The organism is Janthinobacterium sp. EB271-G4-3-2, assembly GCF_020858035.1.
Classification (GTDB): Bacteria; Pseudomonadota; Gammaproteobacteria; order Burkholderiales; family Burkholderiaceae_D; genus Janthinobacterium; species Janthinobacterium aestuarii.
In genome coordinates, this window is record NZ_JACYMG010000020.1 from 34,900 (window position 1) to 55,471 (window position 20,572).

The 20,572-nt window shown below is 64.2% G+C and carries 18 protein-coding genes and 1 riboswitch; of the genes, 7 read left to right on the forward strand and 11 right to left on the reverse strand.

Annotated features, from left to right (window positions below; all coding sequences use genetic code 11):
• Position 1: 1 nt before the first annotated feature.
• On the reverse strand, positions 2 to 577 hold the full coding sequence (locus IGS55_RS27145) for a TMEM165/GDT1 family protein (RefSeq protein ID WP_230519303.1): 576 nt from the start codon (positions 575 to 577) through the stop codon (positions 2 to 4).
• Between the two features lie 21 nt (positions 578 to 598).
• A riboswitch (yybP-ykoY riboswitch) is annotated at positions 599 to 768 on the reverse strand.
• A gap of 145 nt (positions 769 to 913) precedes the next feature.
• Between IGS55_RS27145 and IGS55_RS27150 the strand changes: the two genes are divergently transcribed.
• The 5 genes from IGS55_RS27150 to IGS55_RS27170 all read left to right on the forward strand — a co-directional run bounded on the left by IGS55_RS27150 (position 914) and on the right by IGS55_RS27170 (position 7,689).
• Positions 914 to 3,307 (forward strand): M1 family aminopeptidase, encoded by a 2,394-nt coding sequence (locus tag IGS55_RS27150; protein ID WP_230519304.1) that lies wholly within the window; start codon positions 914 to 916, stop codon positions 3,305 to 3,307.
• A gap of 118 nt (positions 3,308 to 3,425) precedes the next feature.
• The gene (locus IGS55_RS27155) at positions 3,426 to 5,285 is read left to right on the forward strand and encodes a M1 family metallopeptidase (RefSeq protein ID WP_230519305.1); all 1,860 of its coding nucleotides are present in this window, start codon (positions 3,426 to 3,428) and stop codon (positions 5,283 to 5,285) included.
• Positions 5,286 to 5,307: 22 nt separating this feature from the next.
• Positions 5,308 to 6,945, forward strand: coding sequence for a serine hydrolase (locus IGS55_RS27160; RefSeq protein WP_230519306.1), 1,638 nt, complete (start codon positions 5,308 to 5,310; stop codon positions 6,943 to 6,945).
• 269 nt (positions 6,946 to 7,214) lie between these two features.
• Positions 7,215 to 7,409, forward strand: coding sequence for a hypothetical protein (locus IGS55_RS27165; protein WP_230519307.1), 195 nt, complete (start codon positions 7,215 to 7,217; stop codon positions 7,407 to 7,409).
• An 88-nt stretch (positions 7,410 to 7,497) separates the two neighbouring features.
• On the forward strand, positions 7,498 to 7,689 hold the full coding sequence (locus IGS55_RS27170) for a hypothetical protein (RefSeq protein WP_230519308.1): 192 nt from the start codon (positions 7,498 to 7,500) through the stop codon (positions 7,687 to 7,689).
• 68 nt (positions 7,690 to 7,757) lie between these two features.
• Here the strand turns inward: IGS55_RS27170 and IGS55_RS27175 are convergent, their stop codons facing one another.
• Both IGS55_RS27175 and IGS55_RS27180 read right to left on the reverse strand, forming a co-directional pair.
• On the reverse strand, positions 7,758 to 8,585 hold the full coding sequence (locus IGS55_RS27175; RefSeq protein ID WP_230519309.1) for a class I SAM-dependent methyltransferase: 828 nt from the start codon (positions 8,583 to 8,585) through the stop codon (positions 7,758 to 7,760).
• Between the two features lie 88 nt (positions 8,586 to 8,673).
• Positions 8,674 to 9,330, reverse strand: coding sequence for a pyridoxamine 5'-phosphate oxidase family protein (locus IGS55_RS27180; RefSeq protein ID WP_230519310.1), 657 nt, complete (start codon positions 9,328 to 9,330; stop codon positions 8,674 to 8,676).
• Between the two features lie 105 nt (positions 9,331 to 9,435).
• Here IGS55_RS27180 and pdxR point away from each other — a divergent pair, with 105 nt between their 5' ends.
• A complete protein-coding gene (gene pdxR / locus IGS55_RS27185; protein WP_230519311.1) occupies positions 9,436 to 10,956 on the forward strand; it encodes a MocR-like pyridoxine biosynthesis transcription factor PdxR in 1,521 nt (506 codons plus the stop codon).
• A gap of 31 nt (positions 10,957 to 10,987) precedes the next feature.
• Positions 10,988 to 11,593: a hypothetical protein gene (locus IGS55_RS27190; RefSeq protein ID WP_230519312.1), complete on the forward strand. Its 606-nt coding sequence runs from the start codon at positions 10,988 to 10,990 to the stop codon at positions 11,591 to 11,593.
• Positions 11,594 to 11,622: 29 nt separating this feature from the next.
• Here the strand turns inward: IGS55_RS27190 and IGS55_RS27195 are convergent, their stop codons facing one another.
• The 8 genes from IGS55_RS27195 to IGS55_RS27230 all read right to left on the reverse strand — a co-directional run bounded on the left by IGS55_RS27195 (position 11,623) and on the right by IGS55_RS27230 (position 20,552).
• On the reverse strand, positions 11,623 to 12,402 hold the full coding sequence (locus IGS55_RS27195; protein WP_230519313.1) for a spermidine synthase: 780 nt from the start codon (positions 12,400 to 12,402) through the stop codon (positions 11,623 to 11,625).
• Between the two features lie 59 nt (positions 12,403 to 12,461).
• A complete protein-coding gene (locus IGS55_RS27200) occupies positions 12,462 to 12,986 on the reverse strand; it encodes an FxDxF family PEP-CTERM protein (protein ID WP_128141064.1) in 525 nt (174 codons plus the stop codon).
• A 238-nt stretch (positions 12,987 to 13,224) separates the two neighbouring features.
• A complete protein-coding gene (locus IGS55_RS27205; protein WP_230519314.1) occupies positions 13,225 to 14,541 on the reverse strand; it encodes a sensor histidine kinase in 1,317 nt (438 codons plus the stop codon).
• A gap of 14 nt (positions 14,542 to 14,555) precedes the next feature.
• Positions 14,556 to 15,908, reverse strand: coding sequence for a sigma-54-dependent transcriptional regulator (locus IGS55_RS27210; RefSeq protein WP_230519315.1), 1,353 nt, complete (start codon positions 15,906 to 15,908; stop codon positions 14,556 to 14,558).
• A 28-nt stretch (positions 15,909 to 15,936) separates the two neighbouring features.
• Positions 15,937 to 17,175: an ABC transporter permease gene (locus IGS55_RS27215; protein ID WP_230519316.1), complete on the reverse strand. Its 1,239-nt coding sequence runs from the start codon at positions 17,173 to 17,175 to the stop codon at positions 15,937 to 15,939.
• Positions 17,176 to 17,203: 28 nt separating this feature from the next.
• Positions 17,204 to 18,526: an ABC transporter permease gene (locus tag IGS55_RS27220; protein ID WP_230519317.1), complete on the reverse strand. Its 1,323-nt coding sequence runs from the start codon at positions 18,524 to 18,526 to the stop codon at positions 17,204 to 17,206.
• 9 nt (positions 18,527 to 18,535) lie between these two features.
• Complete coding sequence (locus IGS55_RS27225; protein ID WP_230519318.1) at positions 18,536 to 19,252, reverse strand: ABC transporter ATP-binding protein; 717 nt, start codon at positions 19,250 to 19,252, stop codon at positions 18,536 to 18,538.
• Positions 19,253 to 19,286: 34 nt separating this feature from the next.
• The gene (locus IGS55_RS27230) at positions 19,287 to 20,552 is read right to left on the reverse strand and encodes an efflux RND transporter periplasmic adaptor subunit (RefSeq protein WP_230519319.1); all 1,266 of its coding nucleotides are present in this window, start codon (positions 20,550 to 20,552) and stop codon (positions 19,287 to 19,289) included.
• Positions 20,553 to 20,572: the final 20 nt, after the last annotated feature.

The window sequence follows — 20,572 nt, forward strand, 5'->3', positions numbered from 1 at the left end:
CTCAGAACCCCAGGGCGGCGCCCGCGCCCAGCAGGGTGGCCACGCCCAGCACGGCAAACACCAGCGCCGCGATGCCGTGCACGAGGCGCAGCGGGACGCGGTTGGCGATCCTGTCGCCCAGGTAGACGGCCGGCACGTTGGCCAGCATCATGCCGAAGGTGGTGCCCAGCACGACGGAAACAATATCGTCATAGCGCGCCGCCAGCGCCACGGTCGCCACCTGCGTCTTGTCGCCCATTTCCGCCATGAAGAAGGCGATCAGGGTGGTCAGGAAGACGCCGTATTTGGCCAGCTTCGTCTCGTCTTCATCGAGCTTGTCGGGGATCAGGGTCCAGGCGGCCATGGCCAGAAAAGAGACGCCCAGCACCCAGCGCAGCACGTCGGGGCCCAGCATGCTGGTGATCCAGGCGCCGACGGCGGCGGCAAACGCGTGGTTGGCGATGGTGGCGACGAAAATGGCCAGCACGATGGGCAGGGGCTTGCGGAATTTGGCGGCCAGCAGAAAGGCCAGTAGTTGGGTTTTGTCGCCGATTTCAGCGAGACCGACGATGCCGGTGGAGATGAGGAATGCTTCCATGAGATTGCAAGAGGTACGCGGGCCGGACGAATTAACCAATGATCCACAGGCGACTCCGGCCCATGCGGCCGCCCTGGATCAATGGTCTCGTCAAGTTCTGCAACCACCTGCACCATGGCCTGCGGGCCAATCATGTTGATACAGGTTCCCGCGGCAGGACCGCAGGACGACTACTCCCCAATGTTCGAGGCGCATCATACGCCAATGCCCGTGCCGGCGCCAGTAGCGCCGGGGTGGGGCGCGGCCCGGTGTGTGGGACTTCGACAACAATGACCGATTGCAAACAGACTCGACTTAGAATGCAGTTCTGTCCACGACTCCCAGATGGAATGCGCCATGCCGGTCCTCGTCCGCTTGCTTGCCCTGTGTTTGACCTTGTCTGTCCCCTTGCCCGGCCGGTGCGCCGCCGCGCCCTTCGACGACAAGTTCCGCCAGCTGGAAGAGCTGCTGCCAACGCCGAACAGCTACCGTACGGCCTCCGGCGCGCCCGGCCACGCCTACTGGCAGCAGCGCGCCGATTACGTGATCCGCGCCACGCTCGATGAGGAACGCCGCGCCATCACGGCCAGCGAGCAGATCACCTATCACAACCGCTCGCCGGACAGCCTCGCCTATTTGTGGCTGCAGCTGGACCAGAATGGCTTGCGCCAGGATGCCGACCAGCGCCGCGTACTAAGCGCACCATCGCGCCAGGCCTGGCTCAGTGGCAACGAAGACGAGGCGCTGAAATTCGAGGACTTGCGCGCCATCCATGCCGGGCGCGAATTTGACGGCGGCGTCAAGCTCACCGCCGTGAAAGCGGCCAACGGCAAGCCGCTGCCGTATGTGGTCAACCAGACCATGCTGCGCATCGACCTGCCGGTGGCGCTGGCGCCCGGCCAGAGCGTCACGTTCAACATCGACTGGTCGTATCGGATCAATGACCAGAAGGTGCTCGTCGAGCGTTCCGGCTACGAGTATTTTGAAGACGACAAGAACACGATCTTCCAGATCGCGCAGTGGTTCCCGCGCATGGCCGCGTATTACGACGCCGCCGGCTGGCAGCACAAGCAGTTCCTCGGCTCCGGCGAATTCACGCTGGAGTTTGGCGACTACGAGCTGTATCTGACGGTGCCGTCCGACCACGTGGTGGCGGCCACGGGCGAGCTGCAAAATCCTGCGGCCGTATTGAGCGCGGCGCAGCGCGAGCGCCTGGCGCGGGCGAAAAACAGCAACACGCCGCTGCTGGTGATCACGCCGCAGGAAGCGCTGGCGGCGGAAAAGGGCAAGGCTGCGGGGATGAAAACCTGGCACTTCAAAGCGGCCAATGTGCGCGACGTGGCGTGGGCCTCGAGCCGCAAGTTCATCTGGGATGCGCAGGGTTTGAACAGCGGCGGCAAGCGCGTGATGGCCATGTCGTATTATCCGAACGAGGGCAATCCGCTGTGGCAGCAGTACAGCACGCGCGCCGTCGTGCACGCGATCGAGCAGTACAACAAGTACAGTTTCGACTACCCGTATCCGAACGCGATTTCCGTCAACGGCGCCGTGGGCGGCATGGAGTATCCGATGATTGCGTTCAATGGCGGGCGCCCCGTGAAGGACAAGAAGACGGGCGAACTCACGTACTCGAAGACGGCGAAGTACGATCTGATCGGCGTGATCATCCATGAGGTGGGCCACAATTATTTTCCCATGATCGTCAACTCCGACGAGCGCCAGTGGACGTGGATGGACGAGGGCCTCAATTCCTTCCTGCAGTACCTGGCCGAGCAGGCGTGGGAAGAGCATTTCCCGTCCTGGAATGGCGAGCCGCGCAAGATCGTCGACTATATGCGCAGCCAGAACCAGGTGCCCATCATGACCAATTCCGAGTCCTTGCTGCAGTTCACGGCGAACGCCTACGACAAGCCGGCCACGGCGCTCAACATCCTGCGCGAGACCATCCTCGGGCGCGAACTGTTCGACTTCGCCTTCAAGCAGTACGCGCTGCGCTGGAAGTTCAAGCGCCCGACGCCGGCCGACTTTTTCCGCACCATGGAAGACGCGTCCGGCACGGACCTGGACTGGTTCTGGCGCGGCTGGTTCTATACCACCGATGCGGTCGACATCAGCATCGACGGCATCAGCGAATATGGCGTGAGCACGAAGAATCCAGAAGTCGAGAAAGCGTGGAAGAAGGCGCAGAAGGACGCGCAGCCCATCTCGATTTCGGACCAGCGCAACAAGGCGCTGCCGAAGAAGGTCGACATCGATCCCGCACTGAAGGATTTCTATAACCGGCACGATGACTTCACGGTCACCAACAAGGACCGCAACAGCTATGCGGAAGAGCAGGAAACGCTGGAACCGTGGGAGAGGAAGTTGCTGGAACAGCGCAACATGGGCAAGCATCTGTACCTGGTCGACTTTTCGAATATCGGGGGCCTGGTGATGCCGCTGATCCTGGAGATCGAACTGAAAAGCGGCAAGAAGATCATCGAGCGCGTGCCGGCCGAAGTGTGGCGCTATGCGCCGCACAAGATCAGCAAGGTGATCGTCACCGACGAACCGATGGTGGGGCTGGTGCAGGACCCGTATTGGGAGACGGCCGATATCGACAACAGCAACAACGCCTGGCCGAGAAAAATCACGCCATCGCGCCTGGAGCTGTTCAAGCTCGATCGCGACAAGAACAACCTGATGAAGGATTTTAATACGCCGCTGAAGGCGCCCGAGGCCAAGGCCGAGGCCAAGCCGGAAGCAAAATAGGGAAACAGCGCCGGCCGGTCCGGCGCTTTTTTCTGCCGGCCTGCGCCGGAAGTGCTATTCTGCGCGACGCCCCGGCGCACACGGACCGGGGCTTTCGCAAATCATTCAAAAGACGACCATGCAAACTTTGACCTTCCTGCGCGCGCTGGGCTGTGCGCTCCTTTGCCAGGTAACCCTGGCCGCGCACGCCGACCCCCTCAGCTACGCGCGTTACGACCAGGTGCGCACGCGCGACCTGCAGCTGGACCTGAAAGCGGACTTCAAGCAAAAGACCCTCTCCGGCTATGCCGAGCTGTCCTTGAACTGGATCGATCCGGCGGCGCGCACCCTGGTGCTCGATACGCGCGATTTGTCGATCGCGAAAGTGCAGGTACAGGACAAGCGCGGCGCCTGGCAGATGGCGCCGTACCAGCTGGACAAGGCCGACCCGGAAAAGGGCCAGGCGCTGCGCATCACCACCACGGGCCAGCCGGGCAAGGTGCGCGTCTACTATCACACGGCGCCCAACGCCATCGCGCTGCAGTGGCTCACGCCGCAGCAGACCATGTCGGGCAAGCTGCCTTTCATGTTCAGCCAGTCGCAAAGCATCAACGCCCGCTCCTGGGTGCCGTCGCAAGATACGCCGGCCGTGCGTTTTACGTATAGCGCGCGCATCGATGCGCCAGCGGGCATGCGCGTCGTGATGAGCGCCGAGAACGATGAAAAAGCGACGGGCAAGGGCGGCTGGAAATTCAGGATGCCGCAGCCGATTCCATCGTACCTGCTGGCCATTGCCATCGGCGAACTGGAAGTGCGCAAACTCGGTCCCCGCTCCGCCGTATATGCGGAACCGCCGCGCATCAAGGCGGCCGAATACGAGCTGGCCGACACGGAAAAGATGATCCAGGCAGCCGAAGCGCTGTATGGCCCATATGGCTGGGGACGCTACGACATGATCGTGCTGCCGCCATCGTTCCCCTACGGCGGAATGGAAAACCCGCGCCTGACCTTCCTCACGCCGACCATGATCGCGGGCGACCGCAGCCTGGTCGATCTGATCGCGCATGAACTGGCCCACTCGTGGTCGGGCAACCTGGTCACCAACGCCTCGTGGAAGCACATGTGGCTCAACGAAGGCTTCACCACCTACGTCACCACGCGCATCGTCGAGCAGCTGTATGGCAGCGACGTGGCGCAGATGGGCGTGCAGGTCGACCAGGAAGAACTGGCCGCTGCGATCCGCGAACTGCCTGCCGCGAAAACGGCGCTGATCACGCGCGATGCGGACGCCAATCCGGCCGAAACGTACACGGACGACGGCATCATCTACCCGAAAGGCGCCTGGTTCCTGGCCACCATGGAGCGCCGTGCCGGCCGCGCCGTGTTCGACCCCTTCCTGCGCGGCTGGTTCGACCAGCACGCGTTCCAGAGCGTGACGACGGAACAGTTCATCGCCTACCTGCGCAAGAACCTGCTGGCGCAGCATCCGGCCGTGATGCCGGAAGCGGAACTCGATGAATGGCTGTATGGCACGGGCGTGCCGGCCAGCGCGCAGCGCGTCGTCTCGCCGCGCCTGGCGCTGCTCGACCAGCACCGCGACGCCTGGTTGAAAGGCACATTGCCGACGAAAGACCTGGGCATGGACAAGTGGATCGCCATCGAATCGATGCACTTCCTGAACGACATCAACAACAAGGCCAGCGCGGCGCAATTGCGTGAGCTGGACCAGGTCTACGGCGTGGGCAAGAGCGGCAACAATGAAGTGGCGTACCGTTTCTACCTGGCCTCCGTGAACGCCGGCTACGACGTGCAGCAGCCCTTGCAGGCATTCCTCATGAGCGTGGGCCGCCAGAAGTTTGTCGTGCCCCTGTACAGCGCCCTGATGAAGACGCCGCAAGGCCACGCCTGGGCCAAGGACGTGTATGCGAAGGCGCGCGAACGCTACCACCCGGTGACGCAGGAAAGCGTCGACAAATTGATGGCCGCGCAAGCGCATTGAACCTTCTTTGGATATCCCGACCATGCATACCATGAACCGTCTTGCCGCCGCCATCGTGCTGGCGTTTTCCGCCATCGCCGTGCCCGCGCTGGCTGTTGACGCCGCCCCCGTTGTCACTGCCGCACCGGCGCCCGCGCCGGCCTTCGATCTTGACCGCGACGTCGCCACCGCCCTGAAAGTGTTCGACGTGCCCGGCATGGCGATCGCCATCGTCAAGGATGGCAAGGTCGTCACCGCCAGGGGTTTCGGCGTACGCAAGCTGGGCGAACCGGCCGCCGTCGATGCGAAGACCGTGTTCGAAGTGGCATCGAACTCGAAAGGCTTCACGGCCGCCGCGCTGGCCATGCTGGTCGACGAGGGCAAGCTGGCCTGGGACGATCCCGTCACCAAGCACCTGCCCGGCTTCCAGATGCACGACTCTTACGTCACTGGCGCCATGACCATCCGCGACTTGCTGACGCACCGCAGCGGCCTGGGCCTGGGCGCCGGCGACTTGCTGTGGTGGCCGACGACGACCTTCAGCACCGACGAGATCATCGAGAAGCTGCGCTACATCCGTCCGGCCACGAGTTTCCGCAACAGCTATGCCTACGATAACCTGCTGTACATCGTGGCCGGCAAGATCATCGCCGACAAGGCGGGGAAAAGCTGGGGCGAGGCCATGCATGAGCGCATCCTGGCGCCGCTGGGCATGACGGGCACCACCACCAGCCTGGCTGAAAATGCGGGCAATCCCGACGTCGCCAATGCGCACAGCAAGATCGACGGCAAGATCGCCGCCGTCAAATCGATGCCCGTGCCGAATGCCGTGGGCGCCGTCGGCATCAACACGAATGCGGAAGACATCGCCAAGTGGATGATGGTGTTGCTCGACGGCGGCAAGATCGCCGGCGTGAAGGACAAGGACGGCAAGGACGCGCGCCTGTTCAGCGAAAAGCAGGGCCGCGAAATGTGGACGGCGCAAACGCCGATCAAGATTGCCGAGCCGAAACCGGCATTGGCCGCGACGAAACCGAACTTCAGCGCGTACGGCCTGGGCTTCCAGCTGCGCGACTACAAGGGCATGAAGGTCGCCATGCACGGCGGCGCGCTGCAGGGATTCTATTCGCGCGTGGTGATGGTGCCGGAAGCGAAACTGGGCGTGGCCATCCTCACCAATGCGGAAAATGGCGGTTCCATGACGGCGCTGCAATGGCGCATTCTCGACCATTACCTGCAGGCGGCGCCGTCGGACTGGCTGGCGCTGGTGGCCAAGGTGGAGCAGGAGCAGCATGCGGAAGAGGTGAAAAAGCAGGGCAAGGCGTCGAGCGCGCGCGCGGCCAGATCGCAGCCGTCGCTGCCGCTGGCATCGTACGACGGCGAGTATGAAGACGCCTGGTACGGCAAGGTCCTGATCAAGCCGGAAGGGAAAAAACATATCCTCAGCTTCACGCGCACGCCGGACCTGACGGGCGAGCTGGAACACTGGCAGCACGACACCTTCATCGTGCGCTGGAAGGAGCGCAACTTCAACGCGGACGCCTACGTGACGTTCTCGCTCAATCCCGATGGCAGCATCGACCGGGTGAAGATGGCGCCCGTGTCGACCGAGACGGATTTCAGCTACGACTTCCAGGACCTGAGCCTGGTGCCGGTGAAGCCGAAGGAAGTGAAGAAATAATGGCTCGCTACAAAAACCGCAGCCTAGGCTGCGGTTTTTTTTCGCCTGTCGCCATGCAAATGCGCGGCGCAAGAGCGGCGGGCCGATTTTTATTCCATGAAAGGGCATGAAATGAAAACGTTATCTTGTTTTCTTGTTTGAATATTTAATAACTTTCTTTGGTGCTACTATTTTTATGCGCTATACGTCTATCGATAGATGGAAGTTGGCGGCTGGCGTTCTGCCGTGGTTTTTTATAACGATGAACTTTTTTTGCTAACGGGATAAAAATGATCAATTTCAAGAAAGCCGTATTTGTCTTCTGTGCCGCTGTCGGTTTCGCCGGTGCCGTCAGTTCGAGTGCATATGCCTTGCCGTCGCGTGAAACGTGTGAGGAAGCCCGCGATTCCTGTCTCGCCGATGGCAATGAAAACGACTGCGCGCTGGTGCGTCGCCTGTGCGGCGTGTACGGCATTCACGTCTAAGCGTGTTGCTGCCTGCGTGCACGCGCTGTTGTGATCTTCCAGTTCACTAGTTTCTAGATCGGCTCAACTCTTTGGGAGTGAAATAAAAATGATCGATGTGAAAAAGGTGGTATTTGTCTTCTGCGTCGCCGTTGGTTTGGCCGGTGCCGTGAGCACCGCGTATGCGCAGCCGACACGCCGGGAGTGCATGCAGGCCCTGATTGACTGCACCGAAAATGGCACGGCGAGCCAGTGCATGCTTGTCTCGCGTTCTTGCGGCGTGTACGGCATTTACCTTTAAGGCGCGCTGCGCGCACAAGGCAATGGGGCGCGCCGTATCGGCCCGCCGCCATTGGCTTTTCTAGTGACTCAGGGTTTGACGAACTTCAAGGTCATGCGGTCGCTCTCGCCGATGGCCGTGTATTTGGCCCGGTCCACGTCCTTGTTGGCGTAGGTGGGCGGCAGCGCCCAGACGCCGCCCTGATGGTCGGCCGTGTCTTTCGGATTGGCATTGATCTCCGACTTGGCCGCCAGTTTGAAGCCTGCGCCTTCGGCCAGCTTGATCACATACGCTTCGTGCATGTAGCCGCTGCTGGCCGTGGCGTCCTGCGCCTTGTTCGCCGGCAGGCGGTGCTCGACGACGCCGAACACGCCGCCCGGTTTCAGGCTGTCGTACACTTCCTTGAACAGGGTCTGCATGCCTGCTTCGCCGATCGGTATCCAGTTGTGGATATTGCGGAAGGTGAGCACCATGTCGGCCGTGCCCTTGGGCGCGATGCGGTAGGTGGTGGGCGGCGCGAAGGCGCCGATGTCCACCTTGCCGAACGCGGTGGGATTGGCGTCGAGTTTTTGCTGGAAACGCGCCGCGCCACGGCGTGCGCCTTCGCTGCTTGACCGCGGGTCGTTGCCGGCGGCAATCAGCTTGCCGTTGTCGCGCAGGTAGGGCGCCAGGATCTCCGTGTACCAGCCGCCGCCGGGCGCCAGCTCCACCACCGTCATGCTCGGCTTGATGCCGAAGAACGTCAGCGTTTCATACGGGTGGCGGGCGCTGTCGCGCAGCACATTGGCCGGCGTGCGCGCATTGCCGGCGATGGCCGCCTTCAGGGCCGCGTCGCCCGCATCGGCGGCCAGCGCCGCGCCGCTGCCGCCACAGGCCAGCATGACCGTCAGGGCCGCGGCCAGGGATACTCGCTTCATCATCATATGCTCCATGCGTGATTGGATCGGTTGCTATCTTGGTGGCGATCGCCATCAACGCCGATCATCGGCCAAGCACGCTGGCCGGTCAAGCGGATTCCGTACTCCATGCGGCGGCATACGCGGGCATGTCGCTGGTATTGAGCGCATCGGCGATGGCCGCGCCACGGCCGTGCGTAAACGGCAGTTCGCCCGTCCAGACGGCATGCGCCATGTCGCCCGCGTCGTCGAGCGGGCCGCCCTTGCGCTGCTTGACGGCGTATTCGTCGAGCGCGATGCGCAGCACAGTGGTGGCCGCGTATTCCTTGGTGTTGCCGCCGCGCACGTGCGCCAGGCGTCCCGGCACCAGCTTTTCCATCAGCGCATCCATGGCCGCATGCTGCTGGCCGATATCGCTGACTTTTTCAAATCGCCCGTACACCATCGCCGAACGGTAGTTCATCGTGTGGTTGAAGGCGGAGCGCGCCAGTACCAGGCCGTCGAGATGGGTGACCGTCACGCAAACGTCGCTATCTTGCAAGAGCTTGAGCATGCGGCTGCCGTTCGAGCCATGGATGTACAAGTGGCCGTCGATGCGCCAGCAGGCGGTCGGGATGCAATGGCTGCCCTTGTCGTCGTGGAAGGCGATATGGCACAGGTAGGCGGCATCGACGATGGCGTACAGGGCGGCTTGCTCGTAGCTGGCCAGTTCGGCGAGGCGGCGCACGCGGGTACGGGGGCTGGGAGGCAGGGCGGTAGCGGTCATGGCGGAAGTCCCGTTGGTTGAAGAGGAAGGCCGCACTATAATCGGCATCTGGCCCTGAAAAAAGATCCAGAACTGATAAATAATTTAGAGCCACGAAGGAGGCGCATGGATTTCGCTTTGCTGCTTGATGCATTCGAACGCACGCACCGCGAGCGGGGCTGGCCGCGCCAGCGCCTGCTGCATGAATGCCTGCGCGCGGCAATCCGCGGCGGCCAGCTGGCGCCGGGAACGCGCCTGGCCGCCACGCGCGTGCTGGCGGCCGAACTGGGACTGGCGCGCAATACCGTGTTGTACGCCTACGAGCAATTGGCCAGCGAAGGGTTTGTCTTGCCGGACCGGCGCGGCACCGTCGTCGCCGGCAGCGTTGGCGTGCCGGAAGCGGCACCTGCTGCTGGCGGCAGCAATGACGGCTTGTCGCGCCGCGCCCGGCGTTTGCGCGGCGTGGCGGGGCAGGATGCCAGCGCGGCGGTGGTGTTTCCCGCCGACGCGATGGGTGCGTTCGCGCCCGGCGTGCCGGCGCTCGACGAATTTCCGCTGGCGCAGTGGCGCCGCATGCTGGACCGCGCGTGGCGCGCGCTGACGCCGCGCCAGCTCAATTACGGCGACCCGGCCGGCGAGCCGCAGCTGCGCATGGCCATCGCCGACCATTTGCGCGCCGCGCGCGGCGTCGTCTGCGATGCGGGCCAGGTGTTCATCACGGACGGCACGCAAAGCGGCCTCGATGTCTGCCTGCGCGCCTTTGCCGACCAGGGCGATACCTTGTGGATCGAGCATCCTGGCTATGGCGGCGCGCTGGCGGCGGGCCGTGGCGCCGGCTTGCAGGTGACGGGTATCGCCGTCGACATCGATGGCATCGCGCCGACGGACGAGGACTGGCGCGATACGCCGCCGCGGCTGATCTACACGACGCCGTCGCACCAGTATCCGACGGGCAGCGTGCTCAGTCCCGCGCGCCGCATGGCGCTGCTCGAACGCGCGCGCGCGGCCGGCGCCCTGATCATCGAAGACGATTACGACAGCGAATTTCGCCATGGCGGCCCGCCCCTGGCGGCCATGCAGGGACTGGTGGCCGACGCGCCCATCGTATATCTGGGTACCTTCAGCAAGACCATGTTCCCCGCCTTGCGCCTGGCTTTTATCGTCGTGCCGGCCGTGCTGGCCGGGGCCTTCGCGCAGATGCAGGCGCAGGGCGCCGCGCGGGGCCGCGTGGCCGAACAGCTGGCGCTGGCCGAGTTCCTGCGCAGCGGCCTGTTCGCGCGCCACGTGCGCCGCATGCGCCGCCTGTACCGCCAGCGGCGCGACGCCTTGAGCGAGGCACTGCAGCGCCATGCGTGTGGGGGCGCGGCCATCCATGGCGGCACGGCCGGCATGCACCTGGCGCTGCGTTTTCACGATCACGCATGGGACGATCTGGCACTGAGCCGCCGTGCCGCGCAGGACGGCATCGTGGCGCTGGCGCTGTCCGCGCATGGCACGGCCGAGGGGACGGGAGAAGAGCCAGGCTGGAACGGTTTCCTGCTCGGCTATGCGCAGGTGCCGGCCGAGAACATGGATGGCCTGGCGCGCCGCCTGGGCGCATTGCTTGCGCAAGCTGGCGCGGCTGGACAGGCGAGGCTGGCACAATAGGCTTTTGCCAGGCTGCGGAAGAGTACTGCCCATGATACTGAGCTGGAAAGCCCCGATTTATTACAATGACAAACTCACCGGTTCCTACGACAAGGAACGTGGGTCGTATGAGACGGCCGGATCGAACTTCGACTATCTGGACCTGCTGCAGGGTGTGCCTTTCCCGCCTGGTATGGACAAGCCACCCGTGCATTTTGTCTGTCCCAGGGAACGGCTGCTGAAATATGACTGCCTGTGGCTGCTCGGTGAGGTGCCGCTGGTCTCGGCCCGCCTGGCCGAGTTCCTCGCCGGCGCCGCCGGCCAGGACGTGGAATTGCTCGCCCCCGCCTGCATCATGGCGGGCGGTGAACCGGTGGAGCAGCCGTTTTACATCGTCAATGCGGCGCAACAAGTACAGACGGTGGACCTCGAGCGTTCAATCGCGGAAAAAGATGACAAGGGCAACATCATCTATTTCACGAGCAGGTTTTTCCGCGACGATGCCATGGCGCCCAGGCAGATCGCCAGGGATACGCAATCGGGCGACCTGTTGCTCTCCAGCGAGCTTGCTGGCCTGATGAAGGCCGCGCGCTTCAAGGGCGACAAGAAGCTGGGGTTTTATCGCGCCGAAGGGCGATGGGAAGAGGCTCTTGAATGATATCGCACGGGCATCGCGCCCGATGGGGCTTACTGCTGGTCCTGCATCCACTGCTTCAAGCCGTTGACCCAGTTCTTGGCGGGCAGGTTGAACTGCTTCTTGATGGTGGCGGCGCGTTCGTATAAATCGCTGAAGTCGAGCGATGGCGATTTTTTGAAGGCCAGCACGACAATGTTTTCATCTTCCATTTCCGGTACCCACACGACGGCGTCGAAGACCAGTTCCATCGCCTGCAAATTCTTGTCGTAGTTGGGGAAATCGCCGAAGACATTCGTGCACATGATACCGTCGTCCGTCAGACAGTCGAAGCAGGCCTGGTAGAACTCGGGCGTGTCGAGCACGGGCCCGCGCGCGTCTTCATCGTACAGGTCCACTTGCAGCGCGTCGACGGTGCCATGGTTGGCCGGGTCGAGCACGAAGTCGAGCGCATTCATTTCGCGCACATCGAGGCGTGCGTCGTTCGGCGGCAGCGCGAACTGGGCGCCGCAGATGGCGATCACGTTCGGATTGAGTTCGATGGCCGTGACCGTGGCGTCGGCGAAGCGGCGGTAGCTGAACTTGGTCAGCGCGGCGCTGCCCAGGCCCAGCTGCACGATGCGTTTGGGCTGCGTCTTGAACAGCATCCACATCATCATCATCTGCACGTATTCGAGCTCGATGGCATCGGGTTTGTCGAGGCGCATGGCGCCCTGCACCCACTTGGTGCCCAGGTGCAGGTAGCGGATGCCGCGGTGTTCGGTGGTAGTGGCGGGCGGGTGGCCCGGGTGGCTGAAAGCGGTGTGGCTGGTGGAGGTAAAGTCGGTCGTCATGGCGCCAGTTTAGCAGCCGCCAAAGAAAAAGACGCCGTGGCGTCTTTTGGGGGGAGCGCTCAAGATTGTTTGCGGCGCCGCGCCAGGAAGCCGAGTATGCCCAGGCCGGCCAGCAGCATGCCATAGGTTTCCGGTTCAGGAACGGGAGCCAGGTTCAGGTTGAAGACGCCGCCATAGCTGCCGCCCTTGGTGTTGCCGATGACGGTGAGGACCAGCGGGCCATTGAACAGGAGGGTCGTAGGCGCCAGTATTTCGCCCTGGGCATAGCCAAAGACGGTGGGGCCGCCAAAGCCGGTCAGGCCGATGCCATTCAGGTTGGCGCTGGTGAAGCTGATGGAGGAACTGTCCGAACCGGTGACGGACAGGTTGGCCAGGAAGGCTTGCGCGGTGGAACCGAAGGTCGCATCGGGTGTGAACGTGAAGGTATCGGTGAAGTCGCCGAGCGGACTGGGTACCGCGTTGAAGCCGCTGGTCCACAGATTGCCCGTGGTATTGACGAGGTTGACGATGTAGTCGGCGGCGCTGGCGCTGCCGATGGAGGCAGCGCTCAGTACTGCCGCTGCGATGAGTGATTTTAATTTCATGTTGATCCCCGCGAAAAGACGATTGATGTTTCAAAAAAACCGTACCGCGCTGATAAATTATCGCTGGGGCATCAAGTTGTCAATTAGTTATTTCAATATCATTATGCAAACTCAAATAGCTTATTTCTAACACACGGGCATGGCACCCATGAAGTTGCAATATTAAAAAATATAATTATCAATGGTGCACCAAAAAATAATCGCGGATGGTGTGATTTAAAAATCGTTACACGAGGAACTAATTGCTGTCCAGTAAGGGCAGAATCAAGGTCACCGCCAGGCCGCCGCCCTCGCGGTTGGCCAGGGTGATGCGTCCGCCATGGGCTTCGGCGATTTCGCGCGCCAGGGCCAGGCCCAGCCCCGTGCCGCTGCGCTTGGTGGAATAAAACGGCACCAGCGCGTTTTCCAGCACGGCGCCGCTCATGCCCGGCCCGCGGTCGCGCACTTCGATGCGCAGCTGGCCATGCGCCTGGCTGACGTGCAGGCCGATATGCTCTTCCCGCGAGCCCGATTCCAGCGCATTCTTGAGCAGGTTCAGCAGCGCTTGCTGCATTTGCGCCGCATCGAACAAGGCCGCTTGCGCGGGCGGCGAGGCGTCGAGCGTGAAGGCCGCTTGCGAAGCCAGGCTGTCGAGGAAGAAGGGCCATTCGCATGGCGCCAGGCGCGGCGCGGGCAGCTTGGCAAAGCGCGCATAGCCGAGGATGAAGGTTTCCAGGTGACGCGTGCGCTCCTCGATGGTGGCGAGGATTTGCGGCAGTCGCTCGCTCTGGCCGCGGCGCACCAGCTCGGCGCCGGAATGGGCCAGCGAGGCCAGTGGCGCCAGCGAGTTGTTGAGTTCATGGCTGATGACACGGATGACTTTTTTCCAGGTCTGCACTTCCTGTCGGCGCAGTTCCAGGGTCAGCTGGCGCAACAGCAGCAGTTCGTGCTTGCGTCCGTTCAGGCTGAAGCTGCGGCGCGCCAGGTGATACACCTCTTCCTGTTCCCCTTCGCCGCTGGTAAACAAGCCGTCGTTGCGGCGCGCCAGCGCTTCGGCCAGGGCCGGCGCCGCCTGCCGCACGATGTCGGCCAGGTGATGCCCTTCGAGCCGGCGTCCCTGGTGCAGCAACTGGCGCGCGGCCAGGTTGGCGTAGACGATGGCGCTGCCCTCGGCCACCAGCAGCATGGCCACCGGCGTGTTCTGGACCATGGTGTCGAGCAGCAGTTCGCGCTGCACCAGGTCCAGGCGCTGCTTGCGCAGCACGTCGCCCAGCGCATTGTGGGCCGCCACCAGGTCGGCCAGTTCATCGTCCTGCGGCCAGCGCAGGCTGAAGCCGAAGTCGCCGTCCTGGTAGCTTGTCACCGTGCCGCTCAAGGCGCGAAACAGCGACAGCATCGCCTGCAGCTGGGCACGGATGGTAATGACGGCCACCGGCAGCACGCATAGCAGGGTACCGGCCAGCACCAGCAGCGGCTGGCCCGGTAAAAAATGCGCGAGCAGCAGGGCGATGACGATGCCCAGCACGAGCAAGGTGACGATCAGCGCCGTCCAGCGCGTGAGCAGGGAGAGGCGCATGGGACGGTAGGCCATCAGCCGCGCGCGATGCCCAGGCGTTCCATGCGCCGGTACAGGGCCTGGCGCGACAGCCCCAGTTCCTGCGCCGCCTGCGCCACCACGCCGTGCGCGCGCGCGAGCGCCGCGGTGACGCTGTCGCGGTCCGGTTCCGTCGCGGCGGCATCCTGCGGCGCGCGCGGCGATGCCACACCGGCCAGCGGCAAGCCCGTTTCCAGCGCGCCGATCACCGGGCCGGCCGTCAGCAGGTTGGCGCGCTGCATGACGTTTTTCAGTTCACGCACATTGCCCGGCCAGCCATGCGCCAGCAAGGTCGCCTGCGCCTGCGCGTCCAGCGTCTTTTCGCCGCCCAGGAAATGCCGCGCCAGTACCAGGATGTCCAGCGGGCGCTGGGCCAGCGGCGGCAGGCGCAGTTCGATCACGTTCAGGCGGTAGAACAGGTCTTCGCGAAACGTGCCGGCCTTGATCATCGCCGGCAGGTCCGCGTTGCTGGCGCTGATGACGCGCACTTTCACTTGCCGCTCGCGGTTCGAGCCGAGGCGCTCGAAGCGTCCCGTTTCGAGCACGCGCAGCAGTTTCATTTGTCCGGCCAGCGGCAGGTTGCCGATCTCGTCGAGGAACAGGGTGCCGCCGTCGGCCGCGTCGAACTTGCCGTCGCGCGCGCGCGTGATGCCCGTGTAGGCGCCCGCTTCGGCGCCGAACAGTTCCGCCTCGATCAGCTCCACGGGCACGGCGCCGCAATTGAGCACGACGAAGGGGCCGCTGGCGACCTGGGAATTGGCTTGCACGATGGCGGCGATGCGTTCCTTGCCGCTGCCGTTCGGCCCCGAGATGAGCACGGGCACGTCGGCGCGCGCCACCTGGCACGCCAGGTGCACGACTCGTTCCGTGGCCGGGTCTTGCCATACCATGCCGCGCAGGTCGAAGTCGTGTTCCAGGGTGTGGCGCTGGCGCTGCTCGGCCACCACGCGCTGGCGCAGCGCGCGGTTGGCTTGTCCCAGTTCCAGCAGGTTCTGCACGCTGGCGATCAGGCGCCGGTCATCCCATGGCTTGGCCAGGTAGTCGGCCGCGCCGGACTTGATCAGGTCGACGGCCGCGTCGAGCTGGGTCCATGCCGTCAGCAGGATCACGGGCAGATCCGGGTAGCGTGCGCGGATCGCGTGGAACAGCGCGCCGCCTTCCTCGCCCGACGTGGTGTCGGCCGTGAAGTTCATGTCCTGCACCACCAGGTCGATGGCGTGGCGCTCGAGCAGCTGCAAGCCCTCCTCGGGCGAGGCCGCGCGCACGGCGTCGATCTCGTGCAGGGAGAACAGCACGTCCAGCGCGATGGCCACGGCGGCATTGTCGTCAATAATCAGTACGGTAGGCATGCGCGCAGCATATCACTCAGGTGCCGGCTCAGGTACTGCGGGTGGCAGTGGCCGGAGAAATGCTGGCCGCGCGCCATGCCGGGCCGTACACGGCGCCCACGCCCAGCAGCCAGAACACGAGCGCGCCGGCCAGCAGATAGCCGGGCGGCAGGCGCGCCATTTCCAGCTGGCTGACCAGCAGCTGGTTCAAGCCCAATCCCAGCAGCACGCCGCACGCCACGCCGACGCTGGTGATCATGAAATTCTCGGTCAGGAAGTAGCGCAGGATGTCGATGCGGCGCGCACCGAGTGCACGGCGTACTCCGATCTGTTTGCGGCGCTGCGTCACCCACAGGCTGGCGATGCCGACGATGCCGCTGGCGGTGACCAGCAGCAGCAGGGTCGAGACGGCGATCAGCATCCATGACAGGCCGCGGTCGGCCCGGTAGCGTGACGTGCGGTGCTTTTCCAAGGTATCGGTGCGCACCAGCAGGCGGTCGCTGGTGGCGCTGCGGATGGCCTGTTCCGCCTCCTTGATCAGGCGGTCGCGCTGGCCCGGCTCGGCGCGCACCGCATACAGCAGCGAATCGCGCCCGCCCGTCAGGCGCGCCGGCAGCAGGATCGAGTACTCACCTTCGGCCCTGACCTGGCCCATCTGCGTCTGCAGCTTTTCGACGACGCCGACCACGCGCAGTTCGGGATCATCGGCGCCGTTGCCCCTGTACAGCGTCTTGCCGACAAAGCTGGTTTCGCCGGGCCAGATTTTTTGCGCCGCAGGGAGCGTCACGATGGCCACCGTGGGGTAGCGGTCGTCGACATCTTCATCGATCTCGGGTACCTCCTCAGGCAGGAAGTCGCGTCCTTCCACCAGCTTCAAGCCATAGGTCTTGACCAGGGCATCGGGGGTGACGTAGGTCGAGATGTTGGCGCTGGGCGTGACCTGGCTGCGCTTGGCCGACACGCTGGTGGAGTTGCCGGAGCGCGACAGCACCGCCTGCGACGTTTGCGCCACCGACAGCACGCCCGGCAAGGCGCGCAGCAGGGCCGCCTGGCGCTTCTGCTCGGACAGCTGGCGCTCATGGCTGCCGCGGTCCATGTTCTGGATATGGACATAAAAAATGTCGTTTTCAGCGGCCACGCCGGTGGGCCGCGCGGCGACGGCCTGGCGCAGGTTGACGATGTGCAGGGCATTGGCCAGGATGGCCAGGCTGATCGCGATCTGCACGGCCACCAGGATGGCGCCGGTTTTGCTGCGCATCAGCGCCGACAGGATGGGACGGATTTCCATGCTGGACCTCATAGTGGATAAGTGGATGTCATTGGGACTTGAGCTGGATCGCCGGCGTCACCTGGCACGCGCGCCAGGTGGGCAGCAGGCCGGCCAGCAAGGCGGCCAGCACCGACATGGCAAACGTCAGCAGCAGCATCGGTATGTCCATGTGCGCGACGGTGCCCAGTTCCTCCGACTGCTTGCTGACCACGGCCAGCGCGCCAAACGCCAGCAGCAAGCCCAGTACGCCGCCAGCCAGGCCGATCACGCCGCTTTCGATCAGGAACTGGCGGAAGATGTCGCGCCGCGTGGCGCCCAGTGCGCGGCGGATGCCCACTTCGCTGGCGCGCACGGAAAACTTCGCCAGCAGCAGGCCGATGGTGTTGACCAGGCACAGCAACAGAAAGCCGAAGGCCAGCCAGGCCGCCAGTTTGTTGTCGTTGTCGACCACCTTCAGATGGGCCATCCATTCGTTCAGGTCGTACAGCTTGTTCGGCGCATTGCGCATCATGCGTCCCAGCTTGCGCTGCTCGCCCGCATAGGCATCCAGATACTGCTGCAACTGGCCACGCTCGCCGCTGCCGGCCATTTCGAACCAGAACTGCAGCCAAGTGCAGCCGGAGCCGAGCCGGCCCTGGAAGCCGGGGGCGGTCTGCTCGCCATTGCAGCTCATGCCGCCGTCGTGTTCGGTCTCGTGGCGAATCGCGCTGGCAAACGGGATGAAGAATTCGTCTTCCGCGCCGAAAGCGCCCTTGCTGCCGATGATGCGGTGCGGGCGTGGCACCACGTCCCAGGTGGCCAGCACGCCCGTCACCATGTAGGGCCGGCCCAGCACCGTGACGCGCTGGCCGACCGGATTGCTGCTGCCGACCAGCTTTTCGGCCAGCGCGCGGCTCAGCACGATCACGTCCGCGCCGCTGGCGTCGTCGGCTTCGCTCCATGGCTGGCCATACAGGAAGGGGGCGTCGAACATGCTGAAAAAATCGCGTGTGGGCGCCATGCCCTGGGCCTGGAAGGAACCGATATCCTTGCGCGCCGGCTCGACCGGACCGGCCACGCCGTACATGACGGTGCGACGCACGCCCACTTTGCTGGCCATGAAATTGCGCGCGTCGATATAGCTCATCTGGGCTTGCGAGAAGCCGGGCTTGTCGCCGGGCACGTAACCTTTGACGGGCAAGATATCGATCATCGGCACGAACATGCGGTCGCTCTTGTGCGGCAGCGGATCGCCCGACATGGCGTGCAGGATGGTGACGGTGGACACGCTGGCGGCCACGCCGACGGCCAGGGTCAGCACCATCAGCGCGGTCAGGGCGCGATTGCGGCGCAGGCTGCGCAAGCCCAAGGTGAAATAGTAGCGGAACATGGGCTCTCCTTACGCCGTCGCCGCGTGCTGCGGCTTGGCCGACAGCGTTGCGCGGTGCTGCACCAGGTCCGACACCTGGCCGTCGATGATGTGCACGTTGCGCTGGCTGCGCAGCGCCAGTTCCGGATCGTGGGTGACCATCAGGATGGTGGTGCCTTGCGCGTTGATTTCTTCCAGCAGTTCCATCACGCCGCGCGCCATCTGCGTGTCCAGGTTGCCCGTCGGTTCATCGGCCAGCAGCAGCTTGGGCGAGCCTGCCAGCGCGCGCGCGATCGCCACGCGCTGCTGCTGGCCGCCCGACAGTTCGGCCGGATAGTGTTTCATGCGCGACGCCAGGCCGACCTTGGCCAGCGCGTCTTCGATGCGTTCCTTGCGTTCGGCGCGGTTGAAGCCCCGGTAGCGCAGCGGCACGTCGACGTTGTCGAACAGCGACAGGTCGGGAATCAGGTTGAAGCCCTGGAAGATGAAACCGAGCTTTTCATTGCGCAGGCGCGAGCGGGCATTGTCGTCCATGCCCCTGACGTTGACGCCGTCGAGTATGTATTCGCCGTCGGTGAATTCCTCGAGCAGGCCGGCGATGTTCAGAAAGCTCGTCTTGCCCGAGCCGGACGGCCCCGTGACGGTGACGAATTCACCTTGTCGCACATGGATGTCGAAGCCGCGCAGCGCGTGGGTTTCGATCATGTGGGTGCGGTAGACTTTGCTCAGGTTTTGCATGCGCAGCATGGAGGGCCTCTCAGGGTATAAGTTGAATGATGTGTCAGTTGAGCGAGACGCGGGCCGCGTTCTCGAAGTTTTCCGTGCCGGCGACGACGACCTTGTCGCCCAGCTTCAAGCCGTCGAGAATTTCCACGGCCGACACGCTGGTCGCGCCCAGCTTGATCGGCGTGCGCATCGCCACGCCGTCGCGTACGACGTAGGCGAAACGGCCGCCTTCCGCTTCGACGAAGGAGCCGCGCGCCAGCATCAGCACATTCGGTTTTTCATCGATCAGCAGGCGCGCCGCCACGCGCTGGTTCTGGCGCAGGCCGGCCGGCTGCTCGCCGTCGAAACGTACGCGCGCCAGCACCTGGTTTTTCACCACTTCGGGCGACAGCGCCGACAGCTTGCCGGTCGCCCGGATGGCACCCGTTTCGATCTCGGCGCGCATGCCCAGGCCGATGTCGGCCACATACGTTTCCGGCACCTCGAGCTCGACTTCCAGCTGCGACAGGTCGACCAGGGTCATCAGGGCGGTATTGGCTTGCACCACGCTGCGGTTGGCCACCGACAGGGTGCCGATGAAGCCGTTGACGGGCGCGCGCACGGTCAGCTCGTCAACCCTGCGCTGGGCGTTGTCGCGCACCAGGCGCTGGCGTTCCAGTTCGTTGACCCTGGTCTTGAGCGCCAGGGTCACGTCTTCGCTTTCCAGGCCCGCCGCCTGCGAGGCGTGCTTGCTGCGGATATCGGCCGAATTCAAGGCGTCCTTGGCCTTCTGGTAATCGATCTTGGCGATGATGCCCACCTGCGCCACGCTTTCATAGCGCTCCAAGGTGCGCTGCGCGGACAGGCGGTCGATCTCGGCCGTGTCGGCTTCACGGCGCGCCAGCAGTTTCTGCTTCTTGGCCAGGATCTGCTGGCGCGCCACTTCCGCCTCCAGCTGCTGCACGCTCGATTGTTCGCGCTTGAGCGCGTCGGACAGGTCCGGCGATTCCAGCACGGCCAGGATGTCGCCCTTTTTCACCGTGTCGCCCGCCTTCGCTTTCAGCGTGACGGTGGCCACCGTGGTCGAATACAGGGTCGGGCTGATGGCGGCGACGATGCGGCCCGTGACGGCCGCGTCGCGGATCAGGGTGCCGCGCGTGACGTCGGCGATGCGCAGGCGGCTGCTGTTGACGGAATGCTCGCTGTTGCGCCAGCCGGCAACGGCAGCGATGGCGGCGCCGATGACGATGACGGCGCCAGTGAGCAGCAGGGCGCGTTGCTTGTGGCGCTGACCCGGCGGGGCGGACAGTACGGCGTCTTGGGAAGAGGTATCGCGGATCATGGTCATGTCTCGTGAAGGAT